We start from the raw sequence: 19953 nt of genomic DNA, 5'->3' as shown, positions 1-19953 counted from the left end.
ATTTATAACCCATAATTAATAATTAATTTTTACATTTGCAGCCTTAACGAGAGGAGGTGTCTATATTATGTTAATTATACCAATTAAAGACGGAGAAAATATCGATAGAGCATTAAAGCGCTATAAAAGAAAATTTGATAAAACAGGAACTGTTCGTCAATTAAGAGCACGTACTGCTTTTATTAAGCCTTCTGTTGTAAAAAGAGCTCAAATTCAAAAAGCTGCTTACATCCAAACTTTGAAAGATAGTTTAGAAAGTTAGTATTTCGCTTTTCAAAAATAATTACCGTTAGTCATCAAAAAGTTTTAACTTTGATGCTAGCGGTTTTTTGTTTTTATAAACTTCGCAAAACAATTTTACCTATATAAATAAGGTGGGTCAAAAAAAACTTTCTTATGCAGTCTAATAAAGAGGCTTTTCGTGATTATTTGCAGTTGGAAAAGAAATATTCTCCACATACGGTTAATGCTTATTTGAAAGATGTAGATTCTTTTGAGGAGTTTAATAGAATTCGTTTTGAGCAGGATGGAATAGAAAAGGTGAATTACAGTCAAATTAGAAGTTGGATTGTTTCTTTGGTAGATAATGAAATTTCTAATGTTTCGGTGAATAGAAAAATGGCTTCGTTAAAAGCTTTTTATAAGTTTCTTTTAAAGATAAAGCAGATAGAGGTTAATCCGATGTTGAAACATAAAGCGCTTAAAACTCCTAAAATTGTTCAAATTCCGTTTTCTGAGAAAGAAGTAAATGATTTGATGCTGGGTGTGGATTCTCCTGTTGGGTTTGAAGAAGTGAGGGATAAGCTTATTGTGGATCTTTTTTATACAACGGGAATGCGTCGGGCGGAATTAATTGGATTAATGTTGAAGAATGTTGATTTGTCTTCTGGTGTGATTAAAGTTTTAGGTAAAAGAAATAAGGAGCGGATTATACCGCTTTTGTCTATTGTTGCAGGTCAAATTGATTTGTATTTAAAGGAGAGGATTCAGCTTGAGGAAATTCGCGATTCGGATTATTTTTTTATTTCGAAAAAAGGGTTAAAATTGAGTGAATCTTTTGTGTATCGATTAATAAATTCTTACTTTAGTAGGGTCTCTGAAAAAGTAAAAAAAAGTCCGCATGTGCTTCGGCATACATTTGCGACTCACTTATTAAATAACGGAGCAGATTTAAATTCAGTTAAGGAATTATTAGGACATTCGAGTTTGGCATCTACGCAGGTTTATACTCATAATAGTTTAGCGGAGCTTAAAAAAGTTTATTCTGATGCGCATCCGAGAAATAAATAGTAATTCTGAAATGTTTAACCCTAAAATTATTATTATGAAGGTAGATGTTCATGCAGTTAACTTTACTGTTGATAGAAAATTGGTTGATTTTATTCAGGAAAGAATGGATAAGCTGGAGAAGTATTATGATCGCGTTGTTTCGGCAGATGTTTTTCTGAAGGTGGAGAGAACAAGTGATAAGGAGAATAAAGCAGTAGAGATTAAGATAAATGTTCCGGGAGATGAATTTTTGGTAAAAAAACAGTGTAAATCATTTGAAGAAGCTGTGGAGCTTTCGGCAGAATCGCTAGAACGTTTGCTGGTAAAAAGGAAAGAAAAAATAAGAGCACACATATAATTGAAATTTTTTTTAAAAAATGTTTTGATTAAAAGATAAAATAGCTACATTTGCAGTCCGTTAGAAATAGCGGACTTTTTTAATGTAATTGCCGATGTAGCTCAGCTGGCTAGAGCAGCTGATTTGTAATCAGCAGGTCGTGGGTTCGAGTCCCTCTATCGGCTCAAAAAATAAGGTTTCAAATGCGATTTGAAACAAGTTCTTTTAAAAGATTGAATTTTAAAAATTAGGGGAGATACTCAAGCGGCCAACGAGGGCAGACTGTAAATCTGCTGTGTGAACTTCGCAGGTTCGAATCCTGCTCTCCCCACAAAAAAAGAAGTTAAGATTTCGGATTTTAGATTTTAGGTTTTTAAAAATCTAAAATCAGAATTCAAAAGTCTAAAATCAGAACTCTCTGCCGGTGTAGCTCAGGGGTAGAGTGCTTCCTTGGTAAGGAAGAGGTCTCGGGTTCAAATCCCGACATTGGCTCAAGTAAGTAGGAAATTGAAAATTAATATATAACTAAGATTAAAAATTAAGTAAAATGGCAAAGGAGAATTTTAATCGTTCCAAACCGCACTTAAACATAGGTACAATTGGACACGTAGATCACGGAAAAACTACATTAACTGCTGCAATTACAAAAGTATTGTCAGATGCTGGTTACTGTCAAGCAAAATCGTTTGATCAAATCGATAACGCTCCAGAGGAGAAAGAAAGAGGTATTACTATTAATACATCACACGTTGAGTACGAAACTGCTAACCGTCACTACGCTCACGTTGACTGTCCTGGTCACGCGGATTACGTAAAGAACATGGTTACTGGTGCTGCTCAAATGGACGGTGCTATCTTAGTAGTTGCTGCTACAGATGGTCCAATGCCACAAACTCGTGAGCACATCCTTTTAGGTCGTCAGGTTGGTATTCCAAGAATCGTTGTTTTCATGAACAAAGTGGATATGGTTGATGATGCTGAGTTGTTAGAGCTTGTTGAAATGGAAATTAGAGATTTATTATCTTTCTACGAATATGATGGAGATAATGGTCCTGTAGTTCAAGGTTCTGCTTTAGGAGGATTGAATAATGATCCTGCTTGGGTACCAAAAATCATTGAATTAATGGATGCTGTTGATGCTTGGATCGAAGAGCCAGTGCGTGACGTAGCAAAACCATTCTTGATGCCGGTTGAAGACGTATTTACAATTACAGGTCGTGGAACTGTTGCTACAGGTCGTATCGAAACTGGTATTGCTAATACAGGTGATGCTGTTGAGATCATTGGTATGGGAGCTGATAAATTAACTTCTACTATTACAGGAGTTGAGATGTTCCGTAAAATCCTTGATAGAGGTGAAGCTGGAGATAACGTAGGTTTATTGTTAAGAGGTATTGATAAAGAATCTATCAAAAGAGGAATGGTTATCATTAAGCCAGGATCAGTAAAACCACACGCTACTTTCAAAGCTGAGGTTTATATCTTGAAAAAAGAAGAAGGTGGACGTCATACTCCATTCCATAATAACTACCGTCCACAGTTCTACGTACGTACAACTGACGTAACAGGAGTTATTACTTTACCAGAAGGAGTAGAGATGGTAATGCCAGGAGATAACTTAACTATCAATGTATCTTTATTAAGCCCAATCGCAATGAGCGTAGGTTTACGTTTCGCTATCCGTGAAGGTGGTAGAACTGTAGGTGCAGGTCAGGTTACTGAAATCGTAGGATAATCCTATAAAAAACTATAAAAAGCCAGTTGATTTTCTTAACTGAAATCACTGGCTTTTAATTACGGGCGTAGTTCAAGGGTAGAATAGCGGTCTCCAAAACCGTTGATGGGGGTTCGAATCCCTCCGCCCGTGCAATAAAAAATATATCAAATGACAAAAGTTACGAATTATTTATCAGAGGCTTTCGAAGAGTTAAAGTCAAATGTTACTTGGCCTGCTTGGGCTGAGGTTCAAAAATTGACAATTGTTGTGGCTGTATTTTCGATTCTGTTCGCTTTGGCAACATGGGGAGTAGACGAATTTTTTGCAAAAGCTTTGGCTGGATTTTTTAACTGGTTAAAAGGATAATTTTTTTGTGATGGCAGATAATAATGTGAAAAAGTGGTATGTGGTTAGAGCTGTAAGCGGCCAGGAAAACAAGGTTAAAGCTTACATCGAAACTGAGATTGCCAGATTAGGTATGGGTGATTATGTTTCCCAAGTTTTAGTGCCTACTGAGAAAGTGGTTACTGTAAAAGAAGGAAAGAAAATGTCTAAGGATAAGGTTTATTTCCCTGGATATGTTATGATCGAAGCTAATTTAGTTGGTGAGATACCTCATATTATTAAATCTATTACAAGTGTAATTGGTTTCTTAGGAGAGATCAAAGGAGGAGAACCTGTTCCTTTGAGATTGTCAGAGGTAAATCGTATGTTAGGTAAAGTAGATGAGCTGGCTGTAAATACAGATACTCGTGCTATTCCTTTCAACTTAGGAGAAACAGTAAAAGTGATCGATGGTCCTTTTAATGGTTTTAACGGTACAGTTGAAAAAATTAATGAAGAAAAGCGTAAACTTGAAGTTATGGTTAAGATTTTCGGAAGAAAAACACCATTAGAATTGAGTTTTATGCAAGTTGAAAAAGTATAATTTTTTGTTACATATAATATCCATTGCAATCGCTTCCAATTGATTGTGATGTTAAATTTTTTAAAAATGGCTAAAGAAATTAGTAAGGTAGTTAAACTACAAGTTAAGGGAGGTGCTGCGAACCCGTCGCCACCGGTTGGACCTGCTTTAGGAGCTGCTGGGGTTAATATCATGGAGTTTTGTAAGCAATTTAATGCTAGAACTCAGGATAAACCTGGCAAAATTTGTCCAGTGCAAATCACTGTGTACAAAGACAAATCATTCGATTTTGTTGTTAAGACTCCTCCAGCAGCAGTTCAGTTAATGGAAGCTGCAAAGCTAAAATCTGGTTCAGGTGAGCCTAACCGTAAAAAAGTAGCTAGCGTTACTTGGGAACAAATTAGAGCAATTGCTGACGACAAAATGCCAGACTTAAATGCATTCACTATTGAGGCTGCAATGAGTATGGTTGCTGGAACAGCTAGATCTATGGGTATAACCGTATCAGGAGATGCTCCTTTTTAATTAAGAAAAAGACATGGCAAAATTAACAAAAAAGCAAAAAGAGGCTGCTTCAAAAATTGAAAAGAACAAATTATACTCTCTAAAAGATGCTGCGGCATTATTGAAAGTTGTTGCTTCTGCAAAATTTGATGAGTCTGTTGATATCGCAGTTCGTTTGGGTGTAGATCCAAGAAAAGCGAATCAAATGGTGAGAGGTGTAGTTACTTTACCTCACGGAACAGGAAAAGACGTTAAAGTATTAGCATTGGTTACTCCGGATAAAGAAGCAGAAGCTAGAGAAGCTGGAGCAGATCACGTTGGTCTTGATGATTACTTACAAAAAATTAAAGATGGTTGGACAGATGTTGATGTTATCATCACTATGCCGGCTGTTATGGGTAAATTAGGTCCATTAGGTCGTATTTTAGGACCTAGAGGTTTAATGCCAAACCCTAAAACAGGTACTGTAACTATGGATGTTGCAAAAGCTGTACAAGAGGTTAAAGCTGGTAAAATTGACTTTAAAGTTGATAAAACTGGTATCGTTCACGCAGGAATTGGTAAAGTTTCTTTTGGAGCTGAGCAAATTGTTGACAACGCACACGAAATTATTCAAACATTAATAAAACTTAAACCAACTGCTGCTAAAGGTACTTACATTAAAGGTATTCACTTAACTAGCACTATGAGTCCAGCTATTGCATTGGATCCAAAAGCAGTATAATTGGTAGTTAAAAATTTTTAGTATGACTAGAGAAGAAAAATCAATCGCGATTGAAAATTTAACTGCGCAGTTAGCTGGTACAAATATTATTTATGTATCGGATATTTCTGGATTAAACGCAGAAACAACTTCAAACTTACGTAGAGCTTGTTTTAAAGCAGGTATTAAATTAGAAGTTGTAAAGAACACTTTGCTTGCAAAAGCAATGGAAGCTTCTGCTAATGATTATGGTGATTTACCTTCAGTTTTGACTGGTAATAGTGCTATCTTCATTTCTGATGTAGCTAATGCTCCTGGAAAAATCATTAAAGATTTCCGTAAGAAATCTGATAAACCAGTTTTAAAAGGTGCTTTCATTAACAATGAAATTTACATCGGAGATAATCAATTAGATGCATTAGCAACTATTAAATCTAAAGAAGAGCTTCTTGGAGAACTTATTGGATTATTACAATCTCCAGCTCAAAGAATTATTTCTGCTTTACAAAACAAATTCGCTGGAAGCGAAGAAGAGGCGGAAGCATAATAATTATTGTAAGGAAGTATTCCTTACAGCTTAGATAAGCGCACAATAAACAAAATATAATTTTACAAATCATTTTAAACGATAGAAAAAATGGCAGATTTGAAACAATTCGCAGAACAATTAGTTAACTTAACAGTTAAAGAAGTTAACGAATTAGCAACAATATTAAAAGACGAGTATGGTATCGAGCCTGCTGCTGCAGCTGTAGTAGTTGCTGCTGGTGGTGGAGAAGGTGCTGCTGAAGAAGCACAAACTGAATTTACAGTTGTATTAAAAGAAGCTGGTGCTTCTAAATTAGCAGTTGTGAAATTAGTAAAAGAACTTACAGGTTTAGGTCTTAAAGAAGCTAAAGATGTAGTTGACGGTGCTCCAAGTAACGTTAAAGAAGGTGTTTCTAAAGAAGAGGCTGAAGGTCTTAAAAAATCATTAGAAGAAGCTGGAGCTGTTGTTGAGTTAAAATAACAAAACACAGTTTAGAACTAGGTTTAGACCTTGGACGGAATCGTCCAAGGGTCTAAACCATTTTTCGTATAATAAAATATATCAAGTTTTATTATCAAATAGTTTAAAATACGAAAAAGTTTTTGATCAATACGAAGAAAAAAAATTGAACTTACTTATACCGGTTTATTTTTAAAGATGTATTGATTATAATAAGAAAGTATAGATTAAACAGTGTGTCTTACACAAAAAAATTACTTTTTTTAATCAAAATTTTGTCCATTGATGATAACAAATCAGACTGAAAGATTGAATTTTGCCTCTACAAAAAATATCCCTGACTATCCAGATTTTCTAGATGTTCAGGTTAAATCTTTTAAAGATTTCTTTCAATTAGAAACGAAATCAGACGAAAGAGGCAACGAAGGGTTATACAACACCTTCATGGAAAACTTCCCAATTACAGATACAAGAAATAACTTTGTATTGGAATTCCTAGATTATTTTGTTGATCCGCCACGTTATACAATTCAAGAATGTATAGAGAGAGGTCTTACTTATAGTGTGCCTTTAAAAGCTAGGTTAAAACTATACTGTACAGATCCAGAACACGAAGATTTTGAAACTATTGTACAAGATGTTTATCTTGGAACAATTCCTTACATGACTCCTAGTGGTACTTTTGTTATTAATGGTGCCGAGCGTGTTGTAGTATCTCAATTACACCGTTCTCCAGGGGTTTTCTTTGGACAGTCATTCCACGCAAATGGAACTAAACTTTATTCTGCAAGAGTAATTCCTTTTAAAGGTTCTTGGATAGAATTCTCTACAGATATTAACAGCGTAATGTACGCTTATATCGATAGAAAGAAAAAATTACCTGTTACAACTTTATTCCGTGCTATCGGTTTCGAAAGAGATAAGGATATCCTTGAAATTTTCGACCTAGCAGAAGAAATTAAAGTTTCTAAAACTGGTATTAAAAAATATATTGGAAGAAGACTTGCTGCACGTGTATTGAATACATGGCATGAGGATTTCGTTGATGAGGATACGGGAGAAGTAGTTTCCATCGAACGTAACGAAATCATCCTTGATCGTGATACCATTATCGACAAAGATAATGTTGAAGAGATCATCGATTCTAACGTTAAATCTATTTTGTTACACAAAGAGGATAATAACCAAGCAGATTATGCTATTATCCACAATACATTACAAAAAGATCCAACAAACTCTGAAAAAGAAGCTGTAGAGCACATTTACCGTCAGTTGCGTAACGCTGAACCGCCTGATGAGGAAACTGCTCGTGGTATTATAGATAAATTGTTCTTCTCTGATCAACGTTATAACTTAGGTGAAGTTGGTCGTTACAGAATGAACAAAAAATTAGATTTAGATATCCCTATGGATAAGCAAGTGCTTACCAAAGAAGATATTATTACAATCGTAAAATATTTGATCGAATTGATCAATTCTAAAGCAGAGATTGATGATATTGATCACTTATCAAACCGTCGTGTTAGAACAGTTGGAGAACAATTGTCTCAACAATTCGGTGTTGGTTTAGCACGTATGGCTAGAACTATTCGTGAGAGAATGAACGTTAGAGATAACGAGGTGTTTACACCAATTGATTTGATTAATGCTAAAACATTATCATCAGTTATCAACTCTTTCTTTGGTACTAACCAGTTATCTCAATTTATGGACCAAACGAATCCATTAGCTGAGATTACACACAAAAGAAGACTTTCTGCACTTGGACCAGGTGGACTTTCGAGAGAGAGAGCTGGTTTCGAGGTTCGTGACGTTCACTATACTCACTATGGTCGTTTATGTCCGATTGAAACTCCTGAGGGACCAAACATTGGTTTGATTTCATCTCTTGGTGTTTATGCAAAAGTAAACGGAATGGGATTCATTGAAACTCCATACCGTAAAGTAACTAATGGTGTAGTTGATTTAGAAAGTACTCCAATTTACTTAAGTGCTGAAGAAGAAGAAGGTAAAATGATTGCTCAGGCAAACATTGAAATGGATGAAACTGGTAAAATTACAGCTAGCAATGTTATTGCTCGTGAGGAAGGTGACTTCCCGGTTGTTGAACCATCTGTAGTTCATTATACAGACGTTGCTCCTAATCAGATCGCTTCGATTTCTGCATCTTTGATTCCTTTCTTGGAGCATGATGATGCGAACCGTGCGTTGATGGGATCAAACATGATGCGTCAGGCAGTTCCTTTGATCCGTCCTGAAGCACCAATTGTAGGTACAGGTTTAGAGCGTCAGGTAGCTTCAGATTCAAGAGTATTAATCAATGCTGAAGGGCATGGAACTGTTGAATATGTAGATGCTAATATCATTACTATTAAATACGATCGTACAGAAGACGAGAGAATGGTTAGTTTTGATGCTGATGAGAAAACATACAACCTTATTAAATTTAGAAAAACCAATCAAGGTACAAGTATTAACTTGAAACCAATCGTAAGAAAAGGTGACAGAGTTATTCCTGGACAAGTATTATCAGAAGGATATGCTACTCAAAATGGAGAATTAGCTTTAGGTAGAAACTTAAAAGTTGCGTTCATGCCATGGAAAGGGTACAACTTCGAGGATGCGATTGTAATTTCTGAAAAAGTAGTTCGTGATGATATTTTTACTTCTATCCACGTTGATGATTATTCATTAGAGGTTAGAGATACTAAGTTAGGAAATGAAGAGTTAACAAACGATATTCCTAACGTTTCTGAAGAAGCTACTAAAGATTTAGATGAAAACGGTATGATTAGAATTGGAGCAGAGGTTAAACCTGGCGACATTTTGATCGGAAAAATTACACCAAAAGGAGAATCAGATCCTACTCCAGAGGAGAAATTGCTTCGCGCAATCTTCGGGGATAAAGCAGGTGATGTAAAAGATGCTTCATTAAAAGCTTCTCCATCTTTACATGGTGTAGTTCTTGACAAAAAATTATTTGCAAGAGCCGTAAAAGATAAACGTAAACGTACTCAGGATAAAGATGCTTTAGGCGCTTTAGAAATGGAATTCGAAACTAAATTTGTTGAATTAAAAGACAGATTGGTTGAAAAATTATTCTTGATCGTTAACGGAAAAACATCTCAAGGTGTAATGAATGATTTGGGTGAAGAAGTTTTACCAAAAGGTAAAAAATATACTCAAAAAATGCTTTACGCAGTAGAAGATTTTGCTCACTTAAGCAAAGGTCAATGGGTTGCTGATGATGCTACTAATAAAATGGTTAATGATTTAATTCATAACTATAAAATTAAGCTGAACGACTTACAAGGATCTTTAAGAAGAGAAAAATTCACTATTACAGTTGGAGATGAATTACCATCTGGAATCTTGAAATTAGCTAAGATTTATATTGCTAAAAAACGTAAACTGAAAGTAGGGGATAAAATGGCGGGACGTCACGGTAACAAAGGTATTGTTGCTAGAATCGTTCGTCATGAAGATATGCCTTTCCTTGAAGACGGAACACCAGTAGATATCGTATTGAATCCACTTGGGGTACCTTCACGTATGAACATTGGTCAGATTTATGAGACTGTTCTTGGATGGGCTGGTATGAACTTGGGTAGAAAATTTGCTACTCCAATTTTTGACGGTGCTTCTCTAGACGAAATCAATGCCTTGACTGATGAAGCTAACGTACCACGTTTTGGACATACTTATCTTTATGATGGTGGAACTGGAGAGCGTTTTGCACAAAAAGCAACTGTGGGTGTAATTTACATGCTTAAATTAGGACACATGGTTGATGATAAGATGCACGCACGTTCTATCGGACCATACTCGTTGATTACACAACAGCCACTTGGAGGTAAAGCTCAATTTGGAGGTCAGCGTTTTGGAGAGATGGAGGTTTGGGCACTTGAGGCTTATGGAGCTTCTAGTACACTACGTGAAATCTTAACTGTTAAGTCTGATGACGTTATTGGTAGAGCTAAAACTTACGAAGCTATCGTTAAGGGTGAAACTATGCCAGAACCAGGTTTACCAGAATCATTCAATGTATTAATGCACGAATTGAAAGGTCTAGGATTAGATCTTCGTTTGGAAGAATAAATAAAAAGTTTTTAGTCACAGTCTCAGTATTCAGTTTAGCACTGAAAACTGGGACTGAGGCTGTTTACTAAATGTTACAAGTTTTTAAAGATTTATACCCGTAACCCGTTCCGATTTTTTATAACAATGCATTGCATTTTATAACTAGCACTTCAAATTTAATTTTGAGGTTTAGAGAAGTAACCCGAGGTAGTAGCTGAATGATTAACTCTTATTTTTTTAAGAGTAGATTATAAATCTAAATTCAATTTTTTAATTGCAAATAAATCAATAGTAAAAACTATGATGAATAACAGAAACAATAAAGATAAGAATCCAGTAAAAAGATTTAACAAAATTTCTATTGGATTGGCTTCACCAGAATCTATCTTGAAAGAATCAAGAGGAGAGGTTTTAAAGCCAGAAACAATTAACTATAGAACGCACAAACCAGAGCGTGACGGACTTTTCTGCGAAAGAATCTTCGGACCAGTAAAAGATTTCGAATGTGCTTGTGGTAAGTATAAAAGAATTCGTTACAAAGGTATCATTTGCGACCGTTGTGGTGTTGAAGTTACAGAGAAAAAAGTACGTCGTGACAGAGTAGGACACATCAACCTTGTTGTGCCAATTGCTCACATCTGGTATTTCCGTTCTCTTCCAAACAAAATTGGTTATATCCTTGGTCTTCCATCTAAGAAATTAGATATGATCATTTACTACGAAAGATACGTAGTAATCCAGGCTGGTATTGCTAAAAATGCAGATGGAGAATCATTACAAAGATTAGATTTCTTAACTGAAGAAGAATATTTAAATATTTTAGATACTCTTCCGCAGGAAAACCAATATTTAGATGATTTAGATCCTAATAAATTTGTTGCCAAAATGGGAGCAGAGTGTATTATGGATTTATTAGCTCGTATTGATTTAGATGCTTTATCTTATGAATTAAGACACAGCGCTAACAACGAAACATCTAAACAACGTAAAACTGAAGCTTTAAAAAGATTACAAGTTGTGGAGTCTTTCCGTGAGTCTAACTTAAACCGCGAAAATCGTCCTGAATGGATGATTATGAAAGTGGTTCCAGTTATCCCGCCAGAATTACGTCCGCTTGTGCCGCTTGATGGAGGTCGTTTTGCAACTTCAGATTTAAATGACTTATACCGTCGTGTAATCATCCGTAACAACCGTTTGAAAAGATTAATGGAGATTAAAGCTCCAGAAGTTATCTTAAGAAACGAGAAACGTATGTTACAAGAATCTGTAGATTCATTATTTGATAACACTCGTAAAGCTTCTGCTGTTAAAACAGAATCTAACAGACCATTAAAATCATTATCTGACTCATTAAAAGGTAAGCAAGGACGTTTCCGTCAAAACTTACTTGGAAAACGTGTGGATTATTCTGCTCGTTCGGTAATTGTTGTTGGTCCTGAGTTAAAATTATTCGAATGCGGATTGCCAAAAGATATGGCATCTGAGTTATACAAACCTTTCGTTATCCGTAAATTGATTGAAAGAGGTATTGTAAAAACAGTAAAATCTGCTAAGAAAATCATTGACAAAAAAGAGCCGGTAGTTTGGGATATCTTAGAAAACGTAATTAAAGGACACCCAGTATTACTGAACCGTGCTCCTACTTTGCACAGACTTGGTATTCAGGCTTTCCAGCCAAAATTAATTGAAGGAAAAGCGATCCAGTTACACCCATTAGTTTGTACGGCTTTCAACGCCGATTTCGACGGGGATCAGATGGCGGTTCACTTACCTTTAGGACCAGAAGCTATTTTAGAGGCTCAATTATTAATGTTGGCTTCTCACAATATCTTGAACCCTGCAAATGGAGCACCTATTACGGTACCATCTCAGGACATGGTTTTGGGTCTGTATTACATGACCAAAGAGCGTATTTCTACAGAAGATCATATTATTTTAGGTCAGGATTTGACTTTCTATTCTGCTGAAGAAGTAAACATTGCATTAAACGAAGGAAGATTAGAATTGAATGCTCGTGTAAAAATTAGAGCAAAAGATTTTAATGACGCTGGAGAATTAGTGTACAAAATCATTCAAACAACTGCAGGACGTGTATTATTTAACGAAGTAGTACCTGAAGCAGCTGGATATATCAATGACGTATTGACTAAGAAAAACCTTAGAGATATTATTGGACACATTTTAAGTGTGACTGATGTACCTACAACGGCAGCTTTCTTGGATAATATGAAAGATATGGGTTATAAATTCGCATTTAGAGGAGGTTTATCATTCTCTCTTGGTGATATTAGAATCCCAGAACAAAAAACGAAGTTAATTGCAGATGCCAGAGAACAAGTTGAAGGTATCTCAACTAACTATAACATGGGTCTTATCACAAATAACGAGCGTTACAACCAAGTTATTGACGTATGGACTTCAGCAAATGCTCAGTTAACAGAATTAGCAATGAAAAATATTAGAGAAGACCAACAAGGTTTCAACTCTGTATATATGATGCTTGACTCTGGGGCGAGGGGTTCTAAGGAACAGATTCGTCAGTTAACTGGTATGCGTGGTTTGATGGCTAAGCCTAAAAAATCTACTGCTGGTGGTGGTGAGATTATTGAAAACCCGATTCTTTCTAACTTTAAGGAAGGTCTTTCGATTCTTGAGTACTTTATTTCTACTCACGGTGCTCGTAAAGGTCTTGCGGATACGGCTCTTAAAACGGCCGATGCTGGTTACTTAACAAGAAGGCTTCATGACGTTTCTCAAGATGTTATTGTTAACATCGAAGATTGTGGAACTCTTAGAGGTGTTGAAGTTGCGGCATTGAAGAAAAATGAGGAAATCGTTGAATCATTAGGAGAAAGAATTTTAGGACGTGTTGCATTGCAAGATGTTATAAACCCACTTACTAATGAAGTAATGGTTCAGTCAGGTCAACAAATTACTGAAGCAATTATGAGAACTATCGAAGCTTCTCCAATTGAAAAAGTAGAAGTTAGATCTCCATTAACTTGTGAAGCTTTAAAAGGTATTTGTGCTAAATGTTACGGTAGAAACTTAGCTACCGGAAAAATGACACAAAGAGGTGAAGCTGTAGGTGTAATTGCAGCTCAGTCTATTGGAGAGCCAGGTACACAGTTAACACTTCGTACGTTCCACGTTGGAGGGGTTGCTGGAGGTATCTCTGAAGAGTCTAGTATTGTTACAAGATTCGCAGGTAGACTTGAGATTGAAGATTTAAAAACTGTTAAAGGTGAAGACAGCGAAGGTAATGCGGTAGATATCGTAGTATCACGTTCAACTGAATTAAAATTAGTTGATGAGAAAACTGGAATCGTCTTAAATACACATAATATTCCTTACGGTTCTAGTATCTTTGTTAAAGATGGTGAAGCTGTAGCTAAAGGAACTGTAATCTGTAAATGGGACCCTTATAATGGTGTAATTGTTTCTGAGTTTACTGGTAAGATTGCTTACGAGGATTTAGAGCAAGGACAATCATTCATGGTTGAAATCGATGAGCAGACTGGTTTCCAGGAAAAAGTAATTTCTGAGGCTAGAAACAAAAAATTAATTCCAACTTTATTAGTTTATGGTAAAGAAGGTGAATTGATTCGTTCTTACAACTTACCAGTAGGTGCACACTTAATGGTTGAAAATGGTGAGAAAATTAAAGCAGGTAAAGTATTAGTGAAAATCCCGCGTCGTTCTTCTAAAGCAGGCGATATCACGGGAGGTTTACCAAGAATTACTGAGCTTCTTGAGGCTCGTAACCCTTCAAACCCAGCAGTTGTATCTGAAATTGATGGTGTTGTTTCTTTTGGAAAAATCAAAAGAGGTAACCGTGAGATCGTTATCGAATCTAAATTTGGTGAAATTAAAAAGTATTTAGTTAAACTTTCAAGCCAGATTTTAGTACAAGAAAATGACTTCGTAAGAGCGGGAGTTCCATTATCTGATGGTGCAATTACACCAGATGATATCTTAAGAATTCAAGGACCAGCAGCTGTTCAACAGTACTTGGTAAATGAAATTCAAGAGGTTTACCGTTTACAAGGGGTAAAAATTAATGACAAGCACTTTGAGGTAGTTATTCGTCAAATGATGCGTAAAGTAAGAGTTCAAGATCCAGGAGATACATTATTCTTAGAAGATCAATTAATTCACACTAAAGATTTCATCGTTCAAAACGATAAATTATATGGTATGAAAGTAGTTGAAGACGCTGGAGATTCTGCTGTATTGAAACCAGGTCAGATTATTTCACCTCGTGAGTTACGTGATGAGAATTCATTATTGAAACGAAATGATAAAAATCTTGTTGTAGCAAGAGACGTAATTACTGCAACTGCAACGCCAGTTCTACAAGGTATTACAAGAGCTTCGTTACAAACTAAATCATTCATTTCTGCTGCTTCTTTCCAAGAAACAACAAAAGTACTTAACGAAGCTGCAGTAGCTGGTAAAGTAGATGATTTAGAAGGATTAAAAGAAAATGTAATTGTTGGACACAGAATTCCTGCGGGAACTGGTATGAGAGAATACGATAACACTATCGTAGGATCTAAAGACGATTACAACGAAATGATGGCTAATAAAGAAGAATACATTTATTAATTTAGGAAACTATGAGTAATCCGAATCAACAACAGGAGCAAATTAATATTGAGTTAGACGAAACAGTTGCAGAAGGAATTTATTCTAATCTTGCGATTATTAATCACTCATCATCAGAGTTTGTTTTAGATTTTGTAAGCATTATGCCGGGGATTCCTAAAGCCAAGGTAAAGTCAAGAATTGTCTTGACACCACAACATGCTAAAAGATTATTAAGAGCAATTGGCGAAAATATTCATCGATTTGAAGCAGCCCACGGCGAAATCAAAGAGACAGAACAAGCGCCAATACCACTTAATTTTGGTCCGGCAGGACAAGCATAAATTTTAAAGCCCCATTTTTAATGGGGCTTTTTTTATATTCCAATTTTAACAAATATGCAGTTTATCTGATTTAATTTACTTTAGTCGACTAAATTTCTTTCCATTCTGTTATTGTTTTAAATTGCTAGTTCCTATGAAAGATTAATTTTTGAAATATAATGACTTAGTAAGGTTAATTTAATTCAAAGTTTAAAAAAGCGCTAATCAAATTAGTGCTTTTTTTATGCTTAAAAATGAGTGCATTAGAGATGATTTAAAAATATTTTCATCCCTTCCCAACCTTTTTATGAAAAATGTTCTCTATATAAGAAAGAGCCCTCCTGAGGGATTTTAATTTAAAAGAGAAACAATATGAAAAAGAAATTCACCTTAGAAATAGCAAATCCTTGTTCTGAAAATTTTGATAAAATGATTCCTAATGCGAGTGGTTCATTTTGTGATTCTTGTATGAAGAATGTAATTGATTTGAGTAAAAAAACTAATTCTGAAGTTGCTAAGTTTATTGCAGAAACGAAAGATAAAAACATTTGTGCCCGATTAAAAGTAACACAGCTGGAACAAGAATTTCAATACAATGAAACCTCTAGAATGCATAATTTTAAATACGCAGCGGTTGCAGCATCTGTTTTGTTAGCTTCAAATCTTACTGCGCAGGAAAAAGAACCTGTTAAAACTGAAGAATCCTACGTAGCACCTACTATTTATAAATTAGGTAAAGTAGCTCAGAATCAAACTGTAAATAAAGAGATTTTGATTACAATAAAAGGAAAATTAATTGAAGCTAAGTCTAATAGACCATTTGGAGGAGAAACCTATTCTAATTTAACGCTTTCTATTAATAATTCAGAAAAAGCGGTAAAGGTAAACCCAAAAACGGGAGAGTTTTCTATAACAACAGAAGTTTCAAAAGACAGTAAAACACTTATGGTTACGATAAGCGGAAATGACTATTATCTTGCTAAAGAAATCCCTTTTAATATAAAATCAGTTAAAGGAAATGTATTGCAGCAAAATATAGTTATCGCTTCAGAAGAGCTGACTAAAATTTATATTGCCGGTGGATTAGGAATTAATTATACCGGACAATAAAATTTACATATTGGGGAATGTAAATAAAAAAGGCTGTCTAAATAAAATTGACAGCCTTTGTATTTTTTCTTCAAGAAAATGATTAATCAAATTCAGAAGTAAAGTATAATTTCACGGTTGGATATTTACTCTGAGTCATTTGAATTGTAAAATCAGAATCGGCTAGAAATACCAATTGTCCGTATTTATCGTGAGCCAGAAATTTTTGCTTGATTCGCTTAAATTCTTTGAATTCTTCATTTTTAGCGTCATCAGGTTTTACCCAGCAGGCTTTGTGAACAGGGAAGTTTTCGTAAGTACATTTGGCACCGTATTCGTGCTCTAAACGATACTGAATAACCTCATATTGAAGCGCTCCAACAGTTCCAATAACTTTACGATTGTTCATCTCTAAAGTAAATAACTGCGCTACACCTTCATCCATTAACTGATCGACTCCTTTTTCTAATTGCTTAGCTTTCATCGGATCAGCGTTGTTAATGTATCTAAAGTGTTCCGGAGAGAAACTCGGAATACCTTTAAAGCTCATTACTTCACCCTCAGTTAAAGTATCTCCAATTTTAAAGTTTCCTGTATCGTGTAAACCAACAATATCACCTGGATATGAAATATCAACGATTTCTTTTTTCTCAGCGAAAAACGCATTCGGGCTGGAGAATTTTAAATTTTTCTTTTGGCGAACGTGGTAATAAGGTTTGTTTCTTTCAAAAGTTCCCGAAACAATTTTAATAAATGCTAAACGGTCTCTGTGTTTTGGATCCATATTAGCATGGATTTTAAATACAAAACCAGTCATTTTTTCTTCTGCAGGATCAACCAAACGAGTTTCAGAATCTTTTGGTCTTGGAGATGGAGCAATTGTTACGAAACAATCTAACAATTCGCGAACTCCAAAGTTATTCAAAGCAGAACCAAAGAATACTGGTTGAATTTTTCCGTCTAAATAGTCCTGACGTTCAAATTTTGGATACACTTCATCAATAAGTTCTAATTCTTCACGAAGTTTTTCGGCCGCTTTTTGACCCACAATTTTATCTAATTCCGGATTGTTTTGAACATCAGAAAAAGCAATTGTTTCTTCAATATTTTTACGGCTGTCTCCACTGAAAAGATTGATGTTTTCTTCCCATAAATTATAAATTCCCTGGAAATCATAACCCATTCCAATAGGGAAACTTAGCGGTGTAACTTTTAATCCTAGTTTTTGCTCTACTTCATCCATCAAATCAAAAGCATCTTTACCTTCACGATCTAATTTATTGATGAAAACAATCATAGGAATGTTACGCATTCTACAAACCGAAACCAATTTTTCAGTTTGTTCCTCAACCCCTTTTGCAACGTCAATAACAACAATTACACTATCAACAGCGGTTAAAGTTCTAAAAGTATCTTCGGCAAAATCCTTGTGTCCTGGTGTATCAAGGATATTGATTTTTTTGTCTTTATAATTAAAAGCAAGTACAGAAGTCGAAACCGAAATACCTCTTTGGCGTTCGATTTCCATGAAATCACTCGTTGCTCCTTTTTTAATTTTATTGTTTTTTACAGCTCCAGCTTCCTGAATCGCCCCTCCAAATAACAATAACTTTTCTGTTAATGTTGTTTTACCGGCATCGGGATGCGAGATAATTCCAAATGTTCTTCTGCGTTGTATTTCTTTTAAAAAGCTCATATTTTGTATAAATAGGTTGCAAAAATACTATTAATTACCGCTTAATAAAAATATTCACTTCTTAATTTGGGAACTCTTTAGCCTAAAGATTCTTTTTTAGAAAAAAAATAAGGCTGTTTTGCAACAGCCTTAAATAGTCATTTTAAAATTACTGATTAATTGACCAAATTGAATATCCTCTTGGAGGACATTGTATTTTTACCCATTTGTCTGCCTGAGTTGTTGGGTACCAGGTTGAATTTCCTGTAAAATCTTTTATTTGAGTATTGGCCCAATTGGTTTGAATCCATCTTTCCTGCCAAGCATCAGAATTGTTGATGTAAACAACCAATCCAGGATTACCATTATATCCGTTTCTTCTTGCAATATATTCGTCATTGTCAGAATATAAAATCGAAGTTGTACCAGTCGCTTTGTTGTTGTGAATCCAGATAAGATTGTTGAGTTTGTTTTTGTCCAGCCATTCTTCATAATCTCTATAGAAAATGGTTGGATAACCTTCGTGAGTTAAAATATACGAGTAAGCAAGCATTTTGCTGTAAATTTCATCAGTATCATGATTTGTTACAAATGTAACCGCTTTATAAGGGTTACGTTTCCACATCATATCATCATTTAAAAGAGCCAGATTGTTTCCGTCAAATGCATCATTCATTTTGTAATAACAAGCAAAATCAAAAACAGAACTATTAGCATTATTGGCCCAGTCATTCAATACATTTACGTTAGAATCCCATAATTCACCAACCGAAAAACCGCCTACATTAGCATTCCATGAATTTACAACCCACGCACCAAATCCTTTAACATAATCAAATCTCCAGCCGTCAAATTTCATGGTGTTTTTGTAATATTTACCAACTCCATCAGCTCTCAGCCAAAGCCAATCCTGTACATGCGGATTTGCATGGCATAAGTCTGGAAAACCTCCAAAAGATCCTTCGTCATTATTGCCGTAGCTGTTTTTATAAAAATCATTATAATTACGTGTAAATTTTCCCGAAGCAACACCGCTGAAATTAGTCCATGTATTCGTTCCCGTAAACGGATTTGCTTCAGATTGTCCACCGCTATTATGATTGATCACAATATCAGCATAAACCTTCATGTTTTCGGCATGTGCGTTGGTAATTAAATTTACCAATTCAGTTTTCGAACCAAATCGCGTTTCTACACTTCCGTTTTGGTTGTAATCACCAAAATCAAAATAATCTGTTGGATCATATCCCATAGAGAAAGCTCCATTTTGAGCTTTAGATGCAGGAGGAAGCCAGATAGAGCCAATTCCAGCATTTGACCAGGCCGTTACTTTACTGCTTACAGTATTCCACCAGTTTCCGCCGGAAGGAACATCCCAGTAAAAGGCCTGCATCATAACGCCTCCGCCTGGATTATCAACATATTTTCCGGTTAAAGAAGAAGATTTTCCTGTACTAAAAGGTTTTCCGTCGTGATGGGTAACGTCGATAATTTTAAACTCCTGACTTTGGGCTTTTGCGTCAGCATCGTTTACTTCATTTTGCGAACAAGAATACAGCAAAGCTGTAATTGCAGTGATAAAGCATAATCTTGCAATAGGTTTTTTCATGGTAGATGTGGTTAAGTTAAATTAATAAAGTTTGTAATTGTTTAGTTTAATAGGTGTAAAAACAAGATATTCTTAATTTTTAGCACGATAAATTATTAATTACGCATCTAAAGTAGCAGTTTTTTAATATGGTTTTATTTTGTAAGAAAATAGTTTTACAACGAA

16 protein-coding genes and 4 tRNA genes are annotated in these 19953 nt (G+C 35.2%); 18 read left to right on the top strand and 2 right to left on the bottom strand.

The genetic code is table 11. From position 1 onward, the window contains the following. The first annotated feature begins 67 nt into the window (after positions 1–67). The 18 genes from rpsU to AC1RRQ_RS03655 all read left to right on the top strand — a co-directional run bounded on the left by rpsU (position 68) and on the right by AC1RRQ_RS03655 (position 16525). Positions 68–262, top strand: coding sequence for a 30S ribosomal protein S21 (gene rpsU / locus AC1RRQ_RS03740; RefSeq protein WP_012024008.1), 195 nt, complete (start codon positions 68–70; stop codon positions 260–262). A gap of 134 nt (positions 263–396) precedes the next feature. Beyond that, a complete protein-coding gene (locus tag AC1RRQ_RS03735; protein ID WP_493021549.1) occupies positions 397–1290 on the top strand; it encodes a tyrosine-type recombinase/integrase in 894 nt (297 codons plus the stop codon). 34 nt (positions 1291–1324) lie between these two features. Next, complete coding sequence (gene hpf, locus AC1RRQ_RS03730; protein ID WP_053472330.1) at positions 1325–1627, top strand: ribosome hibernation-promoting factor, HPF/YfiA family; 303 nt, start codon at positions 1325–1327, stop codon at positions 1625–1627. A 90-nt stretch (positions 1628–1717) separates the two neighbouring features. Beyond that, positions 1718–1791 (top strand) — tRNA-Thr (locus tag AC1RRQ_RS03725). 65 nt (positions 1792–1856) lie between these two features. After that, positions 1857–1937: transfer RNA gene (locus tag AC1RRQ_RS03720), tRNA-Tyr, on the top strand. A gap of 89 nt (positions 1938–2026) precedes the next feature. Then, positions 2027–2098, top strand: a tRNA-Thr gene (locus tag AC1RRQ_RS03715). A gap of 55 nt (positions 2099–2153) precedes the next feature. After that, the gene (tuf, locus tag AC1RRQ_RS03710; RefSeq protein ID WP_493021548.1) at positions 2154–3341 is read left to right on the top strand and encodes an elongation factor Tu; all 1188 of its coding nucleotides are present in this window, start codon (positions 2154–2156) and stop codon (positions 3339–3341) included. Positions 3342–3402: 61 nt separating this feature from the next. Continuing rightward, positions 3403–3473, top strand: a tRNA-Trp gene (locus AC1RRQ_RS03705). 18 nt (positions 3474–3491) lie between these two features. Next, positions 3492–3689: a preprotein translocase subunit SecE gene (secE, locus tag AC1RRQ_RS03700; protein WP_008466927.1), complete on the top strand. Its 198-nt coding sequence runs from the start codon at positions 3492–3494 to the stop codon at positions 3687–3689. 10 nt (positions 3690–3699) lie between these two features. After that, positions 3700–4251, top strand: coding sequence for a transcription termination/antitermination protein NusG (gene nusG / locus AC1RRQ_RS03695; RefSeq protein WP_029273444.1), 552 nt, complete (start codon positions 3700–3702; stop codon positions 4249–4251). Positions 4252–4317: 66 nt separating this feature from the next. Further along, a complete protein-coding gene (gene rplK, locus AC1RRQ_RS03690) occupies positions 4318–4755 on the top strand; it encodes a 50S ribosomal protein L11 (RefSeq protein ID WP_144338356.1) in 438 nt (145 codons plus the stop codon). A 13-nt stretch (positions 4756–4768) separates the two neighbouring features. Further along, positions 4769–5458 (top strand): 50S ribosomal protein L1, encoded by a 690-nt coding sequence (rplA, locus tag AC1RRQ_RS03685; protein WP_012024013.1) that lies wholly within the window; start codon positions 4769–4771, stop codon positions 5456–5458. A 22-nt stretch (positions 5459–5480) separates the two neighbouring features. After that, the gene (rplJ, locus tag AC1RRQ_RS03680) at positions 5481–5984 is read left to right on the top strand and encodes a 50S ribosomal protein L10 (RefSeq protein ID WP_042564008.1); all 504 of its coding nucleotides are present in this window, start codon (positions 5481–5483) and stop codon (positions 5982–5984) included. Between the two features lie 90 nt (positions 5985–6074). Continuing rightward, positions 6075–6446 carry a 50S ribosomal protein L7/L12 gene (gene rplL / locus AC1RRQ_RS03675; protein ID WP_007807437.1) on the top strand — a complete coding sequence of 124 codons (372 nt, stop codon included), beginning with the start codon at positions 6075–6077 and terminating at the stop codon, positions 6444–6446. 264 nt (positions 6447–6710) lie between these two features. Continuing rightward, complete coding sequence (gene rpoB / locus AC1RRQ_RS03670) at positions 6711–10523, top strand: DNA-directed RNA polymerase subunit beta (RefSeq protein ID WP_053472304.1); 3813 nt, start codon at positions 6711–6713, stop codon at positions 10521–10523. A 282-nt stretch (positions 10524–10805) separates the two neighbouring features. Next, on the top strand, positions 10806–15113 hold the full coding sequence (gene rpoC, locus AC1RRQ_RS03665) for a DNA-directed RNA polymerase subunit beta' (RefSeq protein WP_493021545.1): 4308 nt from the start codon (positions 10806–10808) through the stop codon (positions 15111–15113). An 11-nt stretch (positions 15114–15124) separates the two neighbouring features. Continuing rightward, on the top strand, positions 15125–15436 hold the full coding sequence (locus AC1RRQ_RS03660) for a DUF3467 domain-containing protein (protein WP_493021543.1): 312 nt from the start codon (positions 15125–15127) through the stop codon (positions 15434–15436). A gap of 351 nt (positions 15437–15787) precedes the next feature. Then, positions 15788–16525, top strand: coding sequence for a hypothetical protein (locus AC1RRQ_RS03655; RefSeq protein WP_493021542.1), 738 nt, complete (start codon positions 15788–15790; stop codon positions 16523–16525). Positions 16526–16607: 82 nt separating this feature from the next. On the opposite strand, the gene AC1RRQ_RS03650 is transcribed toward AC1RRQ_RS03655, so the two are convergent. Then, on the bottom strand, positions 16608–18200 hold the full coding sequence (locus AC1RRQ_RS03650; protein ID WP_395415100.1) for a peptide chain release factor 3: 1593 nt from the start codon (positions 18198–18200) through the stop codon (positions 16608–16610). Between the two features lie 148 nt (positions 18201–18348). Then, the gene (locus AC1RRQ_RS03645; RefSeq protein ID WP_493021540.1) at positions 18349–19788 is read right to left on the bottom strand and encodes an alpha-amylase; all 1440 of its coding nucleotides are present in this window, start codon (positions 19786–19788) and stop codon (positions 18349–18351) included. Positions 19789–19953: the final 165 nt, after the last annotated feature.

Source organism: Flavobacterium sp. GW821-FHT12A05, from assembly GCF_058807735.1.
This window is presented reverse-complemented; position numbering and strand designations above follow the sequence as displayed.

Excerpts from the sequence above, each read along its gene's own strand:
- rpsU (WP_012024008.1), top strand. The coding sequence starts at position 68 with ATGTTAATTATACCAATTAAAGACGGAGAAAATATCGATAGAGCATTA.
- AC1RRQ_RS03735 (WP_493021549.1), top strand. The coding sequence starts at position 397 with ATGCAGTCTAATAAAGAGGCTTTTCGTGATTATTTGCAGTTGGAAAAG.
- hpf (WP_053472330.1), top strand. The coding sequence starts at position 1,325 with ATGAAGGTAGATGTTCATGCAGTTAACTTTACTGTTGATAGAAAATTG.
- tuf (WP_493021548.1), top strand. The coding sequence starts at position 2,154 with ATGGCAAAGGAGAATTTTAATCGTTCCAAACCGCACTTAAACATAGGT.
- secE (WP_008466927.1), top strand. The coding sequence starts at position 3,492 with ATGACAAAAGTTACGAATTATTTATCAGAGGCTTTCGAAGAGTTAAAG.
- nusG (WP_029273444.1), top strand. The coding sequence starts at position 3,700 with ATGGCAGATAATAATGTGAAAAAGTGGTATGTGGTTAGAGCTGTAAGC.
- rplK (WP_144338356.1), top strand. The coding sequence starts at position 4,318 with ATGGCTAAAGAAATTAGTAAGGTAGTTAAACTACAAGTTAAGGGAGGT.
- rplA (WP_012024013.1), top strand. The coding sequence starts at position 4,769 with ATGGCAAAATTAACAAAAAAGCAAAAAGAGGCTGCTTCAAAAATTGAA.
- rplJ (WP_042564008.1), top strand. The coding sequence starts at position 5,481 with ATGACTAGAGAAGAAAAATCAATCGCGATTGAAAATTTAACTGCGCAG.
- rplL (WP_007807437.1), top strand. The coding sequence starts at position 6,075 with ATGGCAGATTTGAAACAATTCGCAGAACAATTAGTTAACTTAACAGTT.
- rpoB (WP_053472304.1), top strand. The coding sequence starts at position 6,711 with ATGATAACAAATCAGACTGAAAGATTGAATTTTGCCTCTACAAAAAAT.
- rpoC (WP_493021545.1), top strand. The coding sequence starts at position 10,806 with ATGATGAATAACAGAAACAATAAAGATAAGAATCCAGTAAAAAGATTT.
- AC1RRQ_RS03660 (WP_493021543.1), top strand. The coding sequence starts at position 15,125 with ATGAGTAATCCGAATCAACAACAGGAGCAAATTAATATTGAGTTAGAC.
- AC1RRQ_RS03655 (WP_493021542.1), top strand. The coding sequence starts at position 15,788 with ATGAAAAAGAAATTCACCTTAGAAATAGCAAATCCTTGTTCTGAAAAT.
- AC1RRQ_RS03650 (WP_395415100.1), bottom strand. The coding sequence starts at position 18,200 with ATGAGCTTTTTAAAAGAAATACAACGCAGAAGAACATTTGGAATTATC.
- AC1RRQ_RS03645 (WP_493021540.1), bottom strand. The coding sequence starts at position 19,788 with ATGAAAAAACCTATTGCAAGATTATGCTTTATCACTGCAATTACAGCT.